Below are 16,297 nucleotides of genomic sequence, written 5' to 3' on the forward strand. Positions count from 1 at the left end.
GCGGCCACGCAGCCGAGCTGCGGCGCCAGAACGAGGCCAACAAGCTCCTGCTCAACAACCCCGGCACCGAAAACCCATTCAAAATCTGGCGCGAACTCGGCGAGACCATGACCAAGCACGCGACGATCGTTCGCTACAACGCTGGTCTCGACGAGGCCGACGCCAAGATCGTCGAGCTCCTCGACCGCTACCGGAACGTCAATCTCTCCGATAAGTCGCAGTGGGCCAACACCAGCTTCGCCTTCACCCGCCAGCTCTGGAACATGCTCGAGCTCGCCCGCGTCATCGTGCAGGGTGCGGCCGCCCGCGACGAAAGCCGCGGAGCCCACTACAAGCCCGACTTCCCCGAGCGCGACGACGAGCGCTTCCTCAAGACCACCAAAGCCAGCTACGTCGACGGCGCTCCGAAACTCGAGTTCGAAGAAGTCGACATCCAGCACATCAAGCCCCGGCCGCGTCGCTACGACGCCGCAGCCTAGGCACAACCACACAATCGGAGTCCAGTAACGGCACGGCGGGGGATAACCCCCGCCGTTTCTGTGCCGATACCTCACACAAAAGTGTTCTAACAAAGACCCTGTGCGCCTCCGATACAGCACTGCACAAACGGGAACGGATGGCCGTCATAACTATTCCCGAAACGAAACCGGTGGCCCGCTGCCTACCTGGGCAAATCCATAGGACAGTGTCGCCAGCGCCTCTCTCTCGGTAGGATCAATCGGTAAACCGGAGAGGCGGAAGAAAAGTAGCGGGAGAAAGCTGTATGTCATACAAAAAGGTCCTCGTAGCGCGCTGCCGGGATCTCGCGACAGCGCTGCTCTTCTCTGGCTGCGCCCTGCTCCTCCACCTCGTCTTGCGGCGTCTTCTCGGCCCGCTGCCTCCATTCCTTGTGTTTTATCCCGCAGTCGTCCTTGCTGCCATGATTGCTGGGGGTTGGGCAGGCTTCTTTACCGGGCTGTTCTCTGTTCCCATGGCAAAGATCCTATTTGCCCCAACGCATGGAACCTTCACCATCACACGATCCGCCAGCGTGCTCGCGATCGCAGTGTTGCTGTTTACCTGCATCGCCGTGGTCGCCTTGGTCAGCGCTCGCAAACGAGAAACCGAAGTCGCGGCGCGCGCCCGGGCCGAAGCGGATGCAGCCGTGCTCCAGCTCGCCCAGACTAATGCTCGCCTCAAAGCCGTCTTTGACTCCCTCGAGGAAGGCGTCCTCTTCGTCGACGCCAACGGTGCTGGCCTGACCGCCAACGCCGCCGTCACCCGCATCCTCGGCGTCTCGGCCGCCGCCTTCTCCGATCCCGCAACCGATCCCCGCCTCCACGCGCTCGGCGAAGACGGTCGCCCCATGCTGCTCGAGGAGATGCCCAGCGCCAGGATCCTCGCCACCGGCCAGAGCGTCACCGACGTCCGCGTCAACATGCCCGATATCCACGGCAACCGCCATTGGCTCAAAATCAACGCCAGGCCGCTCTTCGCAGCCGATGGAACCCTCGAAGGAGCCGTCACCTCCTTCAGCGACATCACCGCCCGCAAGCTCGCGGACGACGAGCTCAAGGCCAGCCGCGATCGCCTGGAGCTGCTCTTCGAAAACGCTCCCATGGGCCTCGCCATGTTCGATCGCCAGATGCGCCACCTTAAGGTAAGCAAACGCTTTCTGGAGGACTTCGATCTGGTCGGCCAGGACGTCATCGGCAAGTTCCACTACGACATCTTCCCCAACCTTCCTGCGTCCTTTCGCAGCGTCCACCAGCGTGCGCTGGCCGGCGAAATGGTCACCTCCAACGCTGACTCCATCCTCCGCCCCGACGGTTCCATGGGCTGGTTTCGCTGGCAGATCTTTCCCTGGCACGACACCAATGGCAGTATCGGCGGCGTCCTGCTCTTCACCGAGGACATTACGGCGCAGCGCCGAGCTCAGATGGACCTCGAGCTCGCCGAAGAACGCTTCCGCAAGGCCTTCCTGCTTTCGCCCTTCCCGGTCATCCTCATCAACTGGGAAACCGGCATAATCCTCGACGCCAATGAAGCCCAACTGCAGATGATGGGCCGCTCGCGCCACGATGTCCTCGGGCGCTGCTCCGCCGACTTCGATTTCTGGGTCGACCCCGCACGACGGGATGAACTCCGCCGGACGGTCCTCAACAACGGCGGCGTCAAAGCCTTCCGCATGAAGTTCCGCCGCGGCGATGGAGAGATTCGCGAGGGCGTCATCGATGCCCAGGAAATCGAGATCGGCGGGCAGCCCTGCGTCGTCAACATCACCCGCGACGTCACCGAAGAACTGCGCCTCGAGCAGCAGGCCGCGCAGGTGCAGAAGACCGAGGCGATCGGTCGCCTCGCCGGCGGCCTCGCCCACGACTTCAACAATCTCCTCGGCGTCATCACCGCCGCCACCGAACTCGCCGAGGGCGGATCGCCCGCCGAACTCGGCAAGCAGCTCGACCGCATCCGCGTCGCGGCCTCCAGCGCCACCGGCCTCACCGGACATCTGCTCGCACTCAGCAACCATGACGCCGCGTTCCCGCGCGAACTCGATCTCAACGAGGTCCTGCAGCGAATTACCCAGCAGTTCTGCGACGCCACACCCGCCGCCTGCAACATCACCTTCGTCTCCGAGCGAAAGTCCGCCCTCATCCACGCCGACCCCACGCTCATCCAGCGCGCACTTGGAATGCTCACCACCAAGGCCTGCGGCATCAGCGCCGGCGGCCAGGTCAACGTGCGTCTGCAGGCGGTGCAGTTCTCCATCGAGACCGCCAGCGTCATCCACCCCACCTGCCGCCCCCTTACCTACTACTCCATCTCGGTCAAGGATTCCGGTCCCGGCATGACCTCCGACCAGATCCAGAGCATCTTCGAGCCCTTCGCCGGACCCCGTCCAGGCACGGAAACCGACGGCCTCGGCTATGCCGCGGTCCAGGGCATCGCAGCGCAGTGCGGCGGCTTCGTCGACGCCCACAGCGAGCCCAGACAGGGTTCCACCTTCACCCTGTACCTTCCCGCAGTTCGCGTGGCGTCCCGGTCCGCAACGGAGAACATCGCTCCACGCCCGTCACCCGTCACGGAAGATGCCCCACGACCCGTCGTCCTGGTCGTCGAAGACAACCATCCCCTCCGCGAGCTCACGGTCGAGATGCTGTGCGCAGCCGGTTTCCAGACCCTCGAAGCCGACAGCGCCGAATCCGCCATGGACCTCATCTCCCGCGACCGCCCCAGGATCGACCTCCTGCTCACCGATGTGATCATGCCGGGCCGCAACGGCGTGGAACTCCACGGCGATCTCTCCACCACCTACCCCAGCGCCAAGGTGATCTTCATGTCCGGCTATCCCAGCGACGTGCTACAGAGCCGTGCCAGCGCCGCCACCGAGGAGACCTTCCTCCAGAAGCCCTTCAATCGAAAGAAGCTACTCGCCAAGGTCAACGCCGTCCTGAAAGGGGAACACTTGATCTCTCCGCTCGCCGGAACTCCCCGTAAACCATAAAAAGTCGCGGCTTCCTGCCGATAGCCCTGTGATTAGTCCCATTCTGGCGGCCTTCCTGTCGCCAGAATGGAGACCCGCGCAGGAGCTTTGTCCGAAATGTCCATCAAGAAGAAGCTACTCATGCTCTATGGAGCCGCGCTGTTGTGCGTCTTCGTCATGGGCGCTACAGCCGTCCTCATCTTCCAAAGTTCGGCGGACGAGGTCCACCGCATCGTGCACGCCGATTCGGTCAAGCTCGGCCTCGCCGGAGAGCTCGAGGCACTCGCCGGGCAGATCTCCTCCGCGCAGCAGACCCAGCTCACCAGCGCCATGCTTTCCGATGCCCAGGGTCTTGCTGCCGCTCGCGCGTCACTGGTCAAAAGCTCCGCTCGTTTCGAAGAGATCATCACTCAATTTCGCCCGCTGCTCGTCACCCCGGAAGGCAAGCAACTCGTAGTCACGCTGCAGAAGGCCAACCAGGACCTGAACCAGGAAGGCAACTCACTGGCAGCACTGGTCGACGCAGGCAAGCTGCCGGAGGCCCGCGCCGCGTATTCCTCGCAGGTCATACCCATCGCCACCAATGTCAATGCCCTCGCCGCCAAGCTGCAGCAACGCGAAGAGGGACGTATCGCCGACATCGGAGCGACGCTCGAGAGCACCGTCCACACCGGCCTCATCAGCCAGATCGTCCTTGTCCTCATCAGTATCTGCGTCGGCGTCTGGCTGGTCATTGTCATCCAGCGCCTGGAAGCCGAGCTGCGCGAGAGCGTCCATGAACTCCGCGACGGTTCCTCTCAGATAGCGCAGGCCTCCTCCGAAATCGCAACCTCCTCGCAGAGCTTGTCTCAGGACGCCAGCGAGCAGGCCGCGCTCACCGAAGAAACCTCTGCCTCCACCGAACAGGTCAGCTCCATGGCCCAGCGGAACTCCACCAACGCCACCCAGGCGCTCGCCGTCATGTTGGAGGCCGAGACCAACACCGCCGCCTCCAGCAAAAGCGTCGCCGCCTGTGTCGACGCCATGAAAAATATCGGCGACACCAGCCAGCAGATCGCCCAGACCCTCCAGATCATCGAGCAGATCGCCTTCCAGACCAACATCCTCGCCTTGAACGCCGCCGTCGAGGCTGCCCGCGCCGGAGAAGCCGGCATGGGCTTCGCCGTCGTCGCCGAAGAGGTCCGCAACCTCGCCCAGCGCTGCACCAAAGCCTCCGACGAGATCGCCACCCTCATCACCCGCTCGGTCAAAAACGCCGAGACCGGACGCGCCATCGTCTCCACCCTCTCCGAAAGCGGAAATCAGGTCACCGCAGCCTTCGCCCGCCTCAAAGGGCTCGTGCAGGAGATCACCAACGCCAGCCAGGAGCAGGGTCGCGGCGTCGCGCAGATCGGACAGGCCGTCCAGCGCATCGAGCAGGCGACTCAGCGCACCGCAGCAGCCGCCGAGGAACGCGCCGCCGCCGCCGAAGAGCTCAACGCCCAGTCCGAAACTCTCCACCACGTAGCCGACCGCCTCGGCCGAATGGTCGGAGGAGACGCCGCTTCGCAGCTCGCCGCCGGAACCGCATTCGCACACACAGCTTCGAAGTCTGCGCCCCTTCGCTACGCCAACTAGCTCAGCTACGCCAACTAGCTCACAGGCTGCGAATGCCCCGAGTCCCGGGTTCCATACGAACGCATTTGCTCGGTGGGGCCGGAGTCCGTATCGAGGATCGGCGCAACCCGCACCTCGCCCCACAGGATCGACCGGTCGTCGAGCACTCGGTCCTCACCACTAGGCCATCCCGAGCTCCGCGCGAAACTCCGAATCACCACCACTGCCCCAGGAGCCGCTGCCCGCCGCACCGCCCGTAACAGCCGCTCGCGATATTCCGCCGAGGCCCCATCCAGGATGTTCGACAGCGTAAAGCCGTCGAAGCTCCCCGCTGCATAGCTCTCCAGCACGCTCGCCGCATCGCCGCACTCCCACACCACCCCGCCCGGGAGCCTCGCGTCAACCTCGCCCTTATCCTCTGTTCCCAGCAGTAATGCCCTGGCATACGGGTTTCGTGCATTCGGAAACAACGAGAACGTCCGCTCCATGCGCTGCAGCAGCACTGCACCGAATCCGGGCTCAATCGCATCCAGCAGCGGCCGCGAATACACCACGCTCAGCACCGCCCGCGACATCAGCAACCCAATCCCCGTGCGCAACCGCCACGTATCCAGCCGCTCCCGCCAGAACCGCAGCTGGGCTCCCACATCCTCCATCGCCAGAAATTGCTCCAGCTTCCCTCGCTGCCAGCCGATCAGCGGCATCATCCTGCGCATCGCATTCATCGCGCGGTCGGCATCCCCCAACCGCCGCGGACCTCCCGCCGCCCGCGCCTTCGCATACGCCAGTTGCACCGGATTGATATCGCACGCCACCACATCATGGGACCGCGCCAGCGCAAACGCCGTATCACCCGCTGAAGCTATGCAGAACACTCGCCCCTTGCCCGCAAACGCCGCCTGCTCCACCGCGACATCCTCATACATCCGCCCAAAGAGAATCCGCTTCTCACCTTTCGCAGCGCCCAACCGTCCCGCGGCCCACGCAGTCGACGTCGCATCCGTTCCGGCGCTCAAGGCCGCACTCCCCCACCCGCCACAGCTCCACACACCCACGCCAGCATCAGGAACGCCGTATTCTTCACCACCATCCCCGCCGGATCGTGGATCATATTCCGCGCCCACAGCAGGCCGTTCGCATTCAGCGTCACCAGCAGCACCGTCTGCGTCACGGCACACAGTCCCGGAGCCGCGCCCCACAACACCCACACACCCAACAGCGCCTCCACCACGCCCAGTGCCATCAGAAACGGCCCAGCCCAGCCGCCAAACCGCGGCACCGCGCTCACAACCTCTTTTTGCGACGGCGCCTGGCCCAGCACCTTGCACCACAGCCCCTCATACAGCCACACCGCAGCCACGCCCACGCGCAGCAACAGCAGGGGGGGAAACGGAATCGTCACATGCATCATGGAAGTCCTCTAGCTCCTGGTGAAACTCTTCATAAGCTCGCGTTTTGTCAGGGCGGGACTTTAGTCCCGCCATCAATGCAGTGACGGCAAGCGCGGCTTTAGCCGCTGAGGGAACAGTCGGAACTTAATCAGACCTTCACTCGATCGCGATGTGCCTGCAGCCCGGTTTACTTCCCTGCCACACTCTTCGCCACGCCACGCAGGATATGCCGATGCAGCACGTGCAGCACAAATCCTTCCAGCGGACGAAAAACCCAGCGAGGATTCAGCGCGCTACCGTAGCGCGTCGACAGGATGATCTCGGACCCGCCCGCGACCGGCTTGATCGCATACGATCCCTCGATCGCCGCCACGCAGTCCTCCACCCCGAGGTACGACTCCACCACATCGAACCCTATCCGGCTCGGCGGAGTGAGCTCGAGAATACGCTTCGTCAGATATCCACTCGTGTAAACGCAATCCACCCGTGCTCCCGGCCCCGACTTCTTCCCTTCCACCCGAAGCGGTAGTGGAAGCACCACTCGCAGCAGCCACGGGGCCTGCACTCCCATCTCTTCGTAGAAGACCACGGCATTCCAACACGCCTCTGGCCGCGCCGCAATCACCATCCTTGTCTTCACAACCTCTTCGTAGCCTTCACGGCCCGCAAACCGCCGCAGCACCCGCCAAAAGCGCGCCAGCCACGGTGTCAAACTGTTCTTCGTGCGCTCAGGCTTTACGGATACCGCTACCGGCGTCGCGACATCTTCTTCCCCGGTGGAAGTCGTCGTCTCGAGAACAGCCTCGGAGCCCGTCTTCTCTGCGAAATACTCTGTCATCGCCATACGGCGAAGTATTGGCCTGGACATACTCCACAGCGGTGACCAACATCACTGCCAGCCCACCCTCGTGCGATGTACGCGCGTCCCGCCCGAACTTGTAAGATGATTCAGCGGCTGAGCGCGCCGAAACCCAAGACAGTACACCGACACAGCCGCCCGAGAGCCATTCCCCTTATGAACCTTGAGATCACCGTCGACGACCTGAAGACCCAGCTCTCCACCGCCCAGCCGCCCATGCTCCTCGACGTTCGCGAGCCCTGGGAATACGACACCGCGCACATCGAAGGCTCCACCCTCATGCCCATGGGCGACGTCCCCAAGCGCGCCTTCCACGAGCTCGACGAGGACAAACCCATCTTCGTCCTCTGCCACCACGGCGCCCGCTCGCTCTCCGTCACCGCCTGGCTTCGCAACCAGGGCTTCTCCTACGCCCAGTCCGTAGCCGGAGGCATCGACGCCTGGTCCCAGCTCATCGACCCCAAAGTCCCCCGCTACTAAGCCGCCGCTCAGCCCGTCATTCCAAGTGAGCGTAGCGATCGAGGAACCCCTGTATTCCTTCGCAGGATGACCGCGCCCGCCAGGCATCCCAACGCGAAGCACCGCGGACCTTAACGCGAAGCGCCAACCGCACAGCGGCTACCCGGCGCAGCCGGCTAACGGCGCAGCCGCTACCTCGTATACGTATAAATCCCGCACAAATTCGTCGAGCTCATAATCGCCTCCGCCTTCAGCTCCGGCATCGCCGACCCCGAGAAGAACGCCACATGCAGCTCTTTGCCCACCACCGCAGTCACCATGTACTGCGTCTCTTCGCTGCCGCACAACGTGTTCTTGTGCAGGAACTTCTTTCCCCCATCGATGCTCAGGTGATACAGATTCCCCACCACCGCACCTTCCGGCGCATCGATATCGAACACCGCCCGAGCCTGCGTCGCATCCACACTATGGATCTGCGCAATCGTGTACAGCCCGAAGTTGATGGTCACCTTCAGCGAACCAATGCCAATGTCGCCCGTCGTCGACTTCGCGTTATCGCTCGACGCCCGCCAGTAGCCGCCATCCTGCGCCACCGCACCCATAACGCAGCCAAGCCCCAACACCCCGCAAGCCACCACACCCGCCAGAAACTTCATACCCCAGCATGGCATCGAGAACGGACCACGGGCAAGCAATCAGCGTCGATTCACGAGCAACTCACAACCGCCGCTGCCCGATCCCAACTAGGCTGTATCGACATATTCCGCACCGTCCAAGATGTGTCATTTCGACCGGAGCGGGACAGTTTCACCGTCCCGCGTAGTGGAGAAACCTGCTTCCTTGCCAGCACTGGCAGATAGCAGGTCCCTCGACTTCGCTCGGGATGACACATCTTGCAGGGATTTTCCCGATACATCCCCCGTCGAATTTGTCGATACAGCCTAGCAACTAGCAACTGAGATCTGAAGCTCCCAGCTCGATCAAGCATCTTGCTGTTCTGCTGTTCTGCTGTTCTGCTCCTCTGCTGTTCTGCTATTCAGCTGTTCTGCTGCTACTTAGCCCTAGGATGCGTCTCGTCATACACCCGCTGTACCTGCGTCACCGTCAACTGCGTATACCGCTGCGTCGTCGACAGCCGCTCGTGCCCCAGCATCTCCTGGATCGCGCGCAGGTCCGCCCCCTCCTCCAGCATGTGCGTCCCAAACGCATGCCGCAGCGTGTGCGGATGCACATCCGCCGGCAGCCCTCCACGCAACGCAATCTGCTTCACGATCCGCCCCACGCTCCGGGTAGTAAGTCGGCAGGTCCCACGCATCCGAAGATTCACCAGCAGCGGCCCTTCGTTCGCGAGCTTGCCCTTCCCCGCCCGCTCCAGCCGAGCCGCCCGGTCCGGCAGATACGCCCGAATCGCCTCCGCCGAGGCATCCCCCAGCGGCACCAGCCGCTCTTTGCGCCCCTTGCCAAATACCCGAATCGCCTCATCCTTCCAGCGAATACTCGACAAGTCCAGCCCCACTAACTCCGAGTTACGAATCCCGCAACCATAAAGTAACTCGAAGATCACCCGCTCCCGCTCCCGCCACGCCGCGGTCTCACTTGCATCCTCAGATCCGGGTGCCCCACGTCTCGACTTTGAGACGTGGGTCTTCACACCTGCACCACTACCACCGGCCAGTCCCGACTCTGAGCCGTGAGCCCTCGCCCCTGGGCCCTCGCCCCCGGGCCCTTGACCCTTGGCCCTCGACCCTTGACCCTGTTCCAACGAATCCAGCACCCGATTCACATCCTCCATGCTTGGCACACGCGGCAAATGCTTCGGCAGCCTCGGCGTCGTCACCAACGCCCCAGGATTCGCCTCCACAATCCCCATCTTCGCCAGCCACTTGAACCAGCTCCGAATCGCCGCCAGCGCCCGCGCAATCGAAGCCTTCGTCAACCCCTTGTCGTATAGCACCGCCATGTAACTCCGGATATGCGTGTGCTCAATCGACCGAACCTCCACGTCCTCACCAAGTAACTCGGTAAGATAAGCAACAAATCCCCGCACCTCCCGCGAGTAAGCCCGCAACGTGTGCTCACTCGAACCCCGCTCTCCCCGCAACATCGCAAGAAACCGCTCAGCGAGCGACTGCAGCCCCATATCGTTACTTTGCGCGCGCACGAAAACTCCTACGGAGCAATAACGCCCACCAAATAACCGCAGTGTAGAAAATAAAATTTCCCGCAAACATCACTACAGGAAACCGGCCAGCCTCATGGCCTCGAAGCATCGTAGCGAAGAAGAGTCCTGGCATATTCAACAGCAGCGTACCCACCCAACCGAAGGTCAGCCACAGCGTAGCCGAAATCATCACGCCTCCCCCTGCGGCCATCGCAATAGGCGGCAGACTCCTCACGCCCCCACCTCGACATCGCCCTCTGGACCCTGAGCCCTGGCCCCTGAGCCCTCTTTCATCCGCGCCCGCGGATGAAAGCTCCGATGCACCTGTTTCAGCCGATCAATCGCCAGATGCGTATACACCTGCGTCGTAGCAATATCCGCATGCCCCAGGATCGTCTGCACCGTCCGCAAGTCCGCCCCATGCGACACCATATGCGTAGCGCAGCTATGCCTCAACTTATGCGGGCTGGCTTGCGAGTTCAACCCGCGCACCATCTGCCACACCGCCTGCGTCGTCAACGCCCGCCCCCGCACACTAAGAAATAACTCCCGCACGACACCCGAGCCGTCGCCTCGGTTGTTGCTCTTGCCTTTCTTGTTGTCATCCTCGGAGAGGACCTGCTTCTTCCACGAACCCGCCCCAAACGCCTTCCGCGCGCGCAGCAACTCCGGCCGCCCCCGCTCCACATACCTCTCCAGAGCTTCCACCGCGCTGCGCCCAATCGGCACAATCCGCTCCTTGTCCCCCTTGCCTCGAACCTGCACCGTAGCGCTATGCAGCCGCAAATCCTCCTGCCGCAGACTTACTATCTCCCCCACCCGCAGCCCGCCCGCATACAGCAGCTCAACGATCGCCGCATCCCGCAGCGCCAGCCCATCCGCATCGTCCGCCCTCGCCGCCGCACCCAGCCGCTCCAGCATCTCGTTGACGTCATCCTCCGCCAGCGCCTTGGGCAGCACCTTCCACGCATCCGGGCTCTCGATATTCACCGTCGGGTCCCGCGCGATCCGCTTGTCCTTCAGCAACCACCGGAAGAACCCCCGCAAACAACTCAGCTTCCGCGCCACCGACCGCGACTCCTGCCCATGCTCCCGCAGATGCTGCAGGAACCCCGACACATCCTCCTGCGCCGCCGTCATCAGCGTCTTCCCGACCCCATCCAGAAACTCCGAGAACATCTCCAGGTCGCTCCGGTACGCCTCCACGCTCAGCGGACGCAGCCCCCGCTCCACCCGCAGGTGCCCCGCGTACTCCCGCACCAACGCCACATCGCTTGGCACAGCGCTCAACCCGCGGCTGGGACTGGAACTCATCCCTCGATTGTGTCCCCCCACCGCACCCCGCACCAGCCCCCCGAACCAAGCCAGACACGAACCCACCGCCACACTTGCGCCACTCCACCGCTCTTCCTCGTCCCTCCAGCGCGCCCCGCGCGCAACCTGAGCACCTCGCACCTCTACAGAGACGCCCTCCCAAATCCCGCCACAACCACCGTGGCGCACCGTTGTGTCCTCAGTGTCCTTCGCGTCTTTCTTTCCCGCCCCCAACCCGCCCCAACTCCCGCCGCGCAACTCTGCGCCCTCCGCGCACTCCGCGTTCGCCTTTCCCGGCCCCACCGCAAACTCCCCGCTAAAATAGAACCTGCCATGTTTGAGAACCTAACCGACAAGCTGCAGCGCTCCTTCAAGTCCCTCCGCGGCCAGGGCACCCTCACCGACGAGAACATCAACGACGCCCTGCGCGAGATCCGCGTCGCCCTCCTCGAGTCCGACGTCAACCTCACCGTCGCCCGAGACCTCATCGAGCACGTCCGCGAGAAGGCCCTCGGCTCGTCCGTCGCAACAGCGCTGAACCCCTCCGAACAAATCGTCAAAATCGTCTCCGACGAGCTCATGAACGTCCTCGGCCGCGACACCGCGCGCTTCAAGTTCGCGCCCCAGCCCCCCACCGTCATCCTCATGGCTGGCCTGCAGGGCTCCGGTAAAACCACCACCACCGGCAAGCTCGCCCAGTGGCTCAAAAAGGGCGGCCACCGCCCCCTGCTCGTCTCCGTCGACGTCTACCGCCCCGCCGCCCGCGAGCAGCTCAAGGTCGTAGCCCAGTCCATCGGAGCCGCCATCTACGAAGGCAAATTGTCATCCCGCAGCGAAGCGGAGGGACCTGCATTTGGAACGCCGGCCGTTCTCCGCCTGGCCAAGGAAGCCTTCCGCGAAGCCAAGAACTTCGCCCACGACATCCTCATCGTCGATACCGCCGGCCGCCTCGGCATCGACGAGGCCCTCATGGACGAGATGGCCGCCCTCAAAAAGGAGCTCAACCCCTCCGAGATCCTCTTCGTCGCCGACGCCATGACCGGCCAGGACGCCGTCAACTCCGCCAAAGCCTTCAACGACCGCCTCGCCATCACCGGAGCCATCCTCACCAAGATGGACGGCGACTCCCGCGGCGGCGCCGCCCTCTCCATCCGGCAGATCACCGGCCAGCCCATCAAGTTCCTCGGGACGGGTGAGAAGCCCGACGCCTTCGAGCCCTTCCACCCAGACCGCATCGTCGGCCGCATCCTCGGCATGGGCGACATCGCCACCCTGCTCGAGCGCGCCGAGGAAAAGCTCGACAAGTCCAAGGCCACCGCCTTCGCCCAGAAAGCCCTCTCCGGCGACGGCTTCACCCTCGACGACTTCCGCGAGCAGCTCCGTCAGATCAAGAAGCTCGGCTCCATGCAATCCATCATGAAGATGCTCCCCAGCGTCGGCCCCTTCGCCGGCATGCAGCAGGCCGCCTCCCAGGTGGACGAGAAACAGTTCGGCCGCGTCGAGGCCATCATCAACTCCATGACCCAGAAGGAACGCGTCAACTCCGCCCTCATCAACGGCAGCCGCAGAAAACGCATCGCCAAAGGCGCCGGAGTCGAAGTAGCCGAAGTCAACCGCCTGCTCAAACAACACGACCAGATGTCCAAAATGTTCAAAACCATGGGCCAGGGAGGAGGCAAAATGCAACAACGCCTCATGTCCCAACTAGGCGGCGGACAAAAGTTCGGACGGTAGGGACCTCGAAAGCGGGCACGTGGACATACTCAAAATCCTGATCTGGCCCATTTTTGCTTTGATTCTTGTCACGCTGTTCCACAAGCAAATCGGCAGCGTGATATCGAGGATGACCCATGTCAAATACAAAGGACTTGAAATTGAACTTGCACTTGAGCGCGTAGAAGCGAAACTATTCGACGTGGATCAAACTCGGACGCTTGCGTCGCCAAACCTACCGGCGAAGCCAACGATCGAGCGCCTGAGGTCTATTGCGGCTGTATCACCAAGGGCCGCCGTATTGGAAGCATGGTTACTCATCGAGACCGCCGCAGCGGAATCTGGGTTCATTCAGGGCGCTGACATACCTCGCATCAACACACTTTTATTTGTTGACTGGCTGGAGCACCAAGGACGCCTCCCCCTCGGCTCCGTTGCGCTCGTTAGGGAGTTGCGGGACTTCCGCGACAGAGCAGACGCCAGCCAGAGCGTTACAACGCCTGGCATCGTGTTAACAACTGCGGAGGCCGAACGCTACATAAGCGTCGCCGCGGCCGCGGCGGAAATTATCCTTGATCCTTCAACCGGCGAACCGGCAGGCGACGGCACTCAATCCAAGCCAAGCGCCCGATAAACTGAGGTTAGCCGGACCTCATCGGATCCATAATGCCGGAGCTTAGCGGCGACGCATCTGCGAGAGAGGATTCTATCTATCCTCGATCCCGCTCTGCGATTTGGGCACGCCAACCGCTCGGCGAGGAAGAAGCTTTCCTCAGCGTTTAGCTCAATCGGACTCTTATGGAAGTATCCCGAGGCCGCCTGCAATAGACCGATATAGGACCTTCCCCAGTAAACCCCCGCCACATATCTCTCTAGCTGTTCACTCTTCGAATGAGTACTGTTGGCACGCACAGCGAACGCTATCTGCCTGCGCTTAAAGGCGAGATTCCTTTGCGGCTCCCTTCCGATGGACTGCAGGTGAAGATTGTAAAGCTGCTGCGTAATCGTACTCGCGCCTTCTGACCACCTGCGACGCCTCAAATTCTGACGAAGAGCCCTGAGAACAGCGAATCCATCGATCCCCCGATGAGTCGGAAATCTCTTATCTTCTATGAGCAAGAGAAATTCAACGAAATGGACCGGAACGCCGAGCGACCGCGCCCAGACGGCTGATTCCTTTCGAATTCGCGCGTCTGCGAGATCATCGCTCAACCGCAGGGCTTGCTCGAGAAATGTCATATCTTCTGAGACATCGAGATTAGCGGTCTGGCATATTGTCTGCCAAGAACATATCCAGGATTGCCCCTCGCTGCGCCCAAAGTTCAGCTGCAACGAGGTTGCGTTGCATCGCGCCAACGGTGCCGCTCTCCAAAGACGACAAGAACTGTAAGTGGGCTTCGACGTAGCGCTCGAAGTCCGCCTGACTCGTCACGAACGCAGCGGCTTGACCTGGGTCATCAAGCGCCTCCGTGAGGTTGTCTATAATTTCCATCACTCTCATTCTCGCTGTGAGGAAGCGCTCGTGAGAAGCGGCGTCCATATCTTTCTCTGTATCCATTCCTCGCCTCCGTAGGTGTTCATGTCTTTCGAGAACTTCCTGTCCGACTCCCTAGCCGCATTCACGGGCGGCGCCGCGCTGACTGCGACTCTATTCATTTTGAACGAGCGCGTCTTCCCCACTCCAGATGTGAATGGCGTTTGGTGGGTTCAGACTCACACGGTGTCGTCACGCTACAACCCATATTGCGGCATGTACCTGAAGCATGAAGTGATGGTCTGGCAAGAGGGAAAACGACTTTACGGGAGCAGCGAGAAGATTTATGAAGACTCGATTAACGGCCCGCGGCAGGTCGAAGGATCGAATCGCTCACGGGGGGTCGTGGACGGGTATTTGACCCAATTTTATGTTCCCAGGAAGAACCGAATACGGCTCCACATCGAGGAGGCCGGACCTAACCGAACGTCCGCGACTTATTTCGACCTCGTGTATTCCGGCGAAAGCGGCACGATGCAAGGAAAGTTCGCTGCGGCGGCGGGGAGCACCAACGGGGACACCATTTGGAGCCCAAACCGCAATGATCCGCTGTTTACACCTCGAGTTCAATGGGAACACAGTGCGCGGGAAGGCGACATCGGCTTCCTCGACGCAGAAGCTCGGCAAGTCAAAGCAGAGTGAAACGGGTGGCTCACACCTCCGGGCCACCAACCGGGTGCCCATATCTCCGCAGAGAGGTGGGCCCGCAGGATGCATCCTCCGCCACCAAAACCTTTCTCCCCCCCCAAACCCCGTCATCCTGAGCCCAGCCGGGTGCCCCATGTCTCGATTCTGAGACATGGGTTCGCAGGATGCCCCGCGAGACCACCCATCCCAAACCACCACAAGTCTCCCCAAACACCCTCACCACCACTCCCACGTCTCAAACGCGAGACCTGGGGCACCCAATTACTCGGACTCAGGTATCTTCCGCACCCGTCCATCCGGCCCGAGTCTCTCCCCCAACCCGCCACGCCTCCGCGCCAGCGCCGGACACTCCACCTCCACCACGCCCACCTCACCGCTCACAATCTACGGCCGCGCCCCCGGCAGCCCCTCAAGCACCAAAATGCGTTCCAGCACATACTCCCGAGTCAACCGGAGACTCTCTCGAATCCCGGTCTTCTCCTCTTCGCTCAGGCTCCCACCCACGTCATAGCGAAACTCCACCGCAAACGGCTCTAAGTCGAGCAGGTCGTACGAAGTCTTCGGCAGCGTCTCTCCCGCAGCGACAAGAATCTCAGACAGCCGCTCAAGACTATGCGTGAACGGATACGTCAAACCGTTCGCGGCAATCAGAGCCTTGAACAGCTTTTCGCAGCTCTGTTGCGCATGAAATCCGAAGATCTGATCAGGCAGCGGGAACTGGAGAGTCGACTCGTCCTGCCCCGCCAGCTCGCACAGCGTCTTCACGTGCGGATTCTGAATCCCGTCGGTCATAGAGAGCGATTCCCTCGCGATCAATGTAATAGAAAACGCTGTTAGGCCAGTGCCGGTGAAGCTCGAACTTCGCCTCGGAAACGACGATCAACGTCACTTCCATCCGCAGCCCGCGCAACACCGAGCGAGGCAGCAGCTTCCTCACCGACTCTTCCGGAGCATCCAGAATCACCGCGAGATCGAGATCGCTGTCCGGCCTTGCCGTCCCGCGCGCCCGAGACCCAAACAGAACCACCCGCACCGGATCAGCCGCATCCACAATTCGGCGAACAGCCTCATCCACCTTGTCAGGCGTAACTGTCCAGTCGTGGATGCTCAGTGCAGCTCCCATTCCTTCCCTCGCGCCCATTCTAGCCCGTAACCCCAC

Annotated in this window: 16 protein-coding genes and 1 pseudogene; 7 read left to right on the forward strand and 10 right to left on the reverse strand. The window is 62.2% G+C overall.

The features are described 5' to 3' along the window. The 3 genes and pseudogenes from sdhA to AC5E6W_RS02655 form a co-directional block, all read left to right on the forward strand. Positions 1-479, forward strand: a pseudogene (gene sdhA / locus AC5E6W_RS02645) (succinate dehydrogenase flavoprotein subunit); the annotation flags it as partial. 284 nt (positions 480-763) lie between these two features. Further along, positions 764-3,484, forward strand: coding sequence for a PAS domain S-box protein (locus AC5E6W_RS02650; protein WP_491750705.1), 2,721 nt, complete (start codon positions 764-766; stop codon positions 3,482-3,484). Between the two features lie 96 nt (positions 3,485-3,580). Further along, positions 3,581-5,080 carry a methyl-accepting chemotaxis protein gene (locus AC5E6W_RS02655; protein WP_491750706.1) on the forward strand — a complete coding sequence of 500 codons (1,500 nt, stop codon included), beginning with the start codon at positions 3,581-3,583 and terminating at the stop codon, positions 5,078-5,080. A gap of 14 nt (positions 5,081-5,094) precedes the next feature. Here AC5E6W_RS02655 and AC5E6W_RS02660 read toward each other — a convergent pair whose 3' ends face one another. The 3 genes from AC5E6W_RS02660 to AC5E6W_RS02670 form a co-directional block, all read right to left on the reverse strand. After that, positions 5,095-6,075, reverse strand: coding sequence for a BtaA family protein (locus tag AC5E6W_RS02660; RefSeq protein ID WP_491750707.1), 981 nt, complete (start codon positions 6,073-6,075; stop codon positions 5,095-5,097). Continuing rightward, the gene (locus AC5E6W_RS02665) at positions 6,072-6,470 is read right to left on the reverse strand and encodes a DoxX-like family protein (RefSeq protein ID WP_491750708.1); all 399 of its coding nucleotides are present in this window, start codon (positions 6,468-6,470) and stop codon (positions 6,072-6,074) included. The genes AC5E6W_RS02660 and AC5E6W_RS02665 overlap by 4 nt, the downstream gene beginning before the upstream one ends. Before the next feature lie 167 nt (positions 6,471-6,637). Further along, on the reverse strand, positions 6,638-7,288 hold the full coding sequence (locus AC5E6W_RS02670) for a hypothetical protein (protein ID WP_491750709.1): 651 nt from the start codon (positions 7,286-7,288) through the stop codon (positions 6,638-6,640). Positions 7,289-7,465: 177 nt separating this feature from the next. Between AC5E6W_RS02670 and AC5E6W_RS02675 the strand changes: the two genes are divergently transcribed. Then, positions 7,466-7,789 carry a rhodanese-like domain-containing protein gene (locus AC5E6W_RS02675; RefSeq protein WP_491750710.1) on the forward strand — a complete coding sequence of 108 codons (324 nt, stop codon included), beginning with the start codon at positions 7,466-7,468 and terminating at the stop codon, positions 7,787-7,789. A 170-nt stretch (positions 7,790-7,959) separates the two neighbouring features. On the opposite strand, the gene AC5E6W_RS02680 is transcribed toward AC5E6W_RS02675, so the two are convergent. The 3 genes from AC5E6W_RS02680 to AC5E6W_RS02690 form a co-directional block, all read right to left on the reverse strand. Then, positions 7,960-8,424, reverse strand: coding sequence for a hypothetical protein (locus AC5E6W_RS02680; RefSeq protein WP_491750711.1), 465 nt, complete (start codon positions 8,422-8,424; stop codon positions 7,960-7,962). A 395-nt stretch (positions 8,425-8,819) separates the two neighbouring features. Further along, positions 8,820-9,872 (reverse strand): tyrosine-type recombinase/integrase, encoded by a 1,053-nt coding sequence (locus AC5E6W_RS02685; protein WP_491750847.1) that lies wholly within the window; start codon positions 9,870-9,872, stop codon positions 8,820-8,822. Positions 9,873-10,160: 288 nt separating this feature from the next. Next, positions 10,161-11,243 carry a tyrosine recombinase gene (locus AC5E6W_RS02690; protein ID WP_491750712.1) on the reverse strand — a complete coding sequence of 361 codons (1,083 nt, stop codon included), beginning with the start codon at positions 11,241-11,243 and terminating at the stop codon, positions 10,161-10,163. A gap of 333 nt (positions 11,244-11,576) precedes the next feature. Here AC5E6W_RS02690 and ffh point away from each other — a divergent pair, with 333 nt between their 5' ends. Together ffh and AC5E6W_RS02700 are read left to right on the forward strand one after the other, a co-directional pair. After that, the gene (ffh, locus tag AC5E6W_RS02695; RefSeq protein WP_491750713.1) at positions 11,577-12,977 is read left to right on the forward strand and encodes a signal recognition particle protein; all 1,401 of its coding nucleotides are present in this window, start codon (positions 11,577-11,579) and stop codon (positions 12,975-12,977) included. Between the two features lie 19 nt (positions 12,978-12,996). Then, positions 12,997-13,590, forward strand: coding sequence for a hypothetical protein (locus tag AC5E6W_RS02700; protein WP_491750714.1), 594 nt, complete (start codon positions 12,997-12,999; stop codon positions 13,588-13,590). Here the strand turns inward: AC5E6W_RS02700 and AC5E6W_RS02705 are convergent. Together AC5E6W_RS02705 and AC5E6W_RS02710 are read right to left on the reverse strand one after the other, a co-directional pair. After that, positions 13,566-14,195, reverse strand: a complete 630-nt coding sequence (locus tag AC5E6W_RS02705) for a biosynthetic peptidoglycan transglycosylase (protein ID WP_491750715.1) — start codon at positions 14,193-14,195, stop codon at positions 13,566-13,568. The genes AC5E6W_RS02700 and AC5E6W_RS02705 overlap by 25 nt on opposite strands. A 19-nt stretch (positions 14,196-14,214) precedes the next feature. Next, positions 14,215-14,514, reverse strand: coding sequence for a hypothetical protein (locus AC5E6W_RS02710; RefSeq protein WP_491750716.1), 300 nt, complete (start codon positions 14,512-14,514; stop codon positions 14,215-14,217). Positions 14,515-14,535: 21 nt separating this feature from the next. On the opposite strand from AC5E6W_RS02710, the gene AC5E6W_RS02715 reads away from it, so the two are divergent. After that, complete coding sequence (locus AC5E6W_RS02715; protein WP_491750717.1) at positions 14,536-15,132, forward strand: hypothetical protein; 597 nt, start codon at positions 14,536-14,538, stop codon at positions 15,130-15,132. A 390-nt stretch (positions 15,133-15,522) separates the two neighbouring features. Here AC5E6W_RS02715 and AC5E6W_RS02720 read toward each other — a convergent pair whose 3' ends face one another. Together AC5E6W_RS02720 and AC5E6W_RS02725 are read right to left on the reverse strand one after the other, a co-directional pair. Beyond that, entirely contained in the window at positions 15,523-15,930 is a 408-nt protein-coding gene (locus AC5E6W_RS02720) for a HEPN domain-containing protein (protein ID WP_491750718.1), read from the reverse strand. Beyond that, a complete protein-coding gene (locus AC5E6W_RS02725; RefSeq protein WP_491750719.1) occupies positions 15,842-16,279 on the reverse strand; it encodes a nucleotidyltransferase domain-containing protein in 438 nt (145 codons plus the stop codon). The genes AC5E6W_RS02720 and AC5E6W_RS02725 overlap by 89 nt, the downstream gene beginning before the upstream one ends. Between the last annotated feature and the right edge of the window lie 18 nt (positions 16,280-16,297).

Source organism: Bryocella sp., assembly GCF_058498515.1.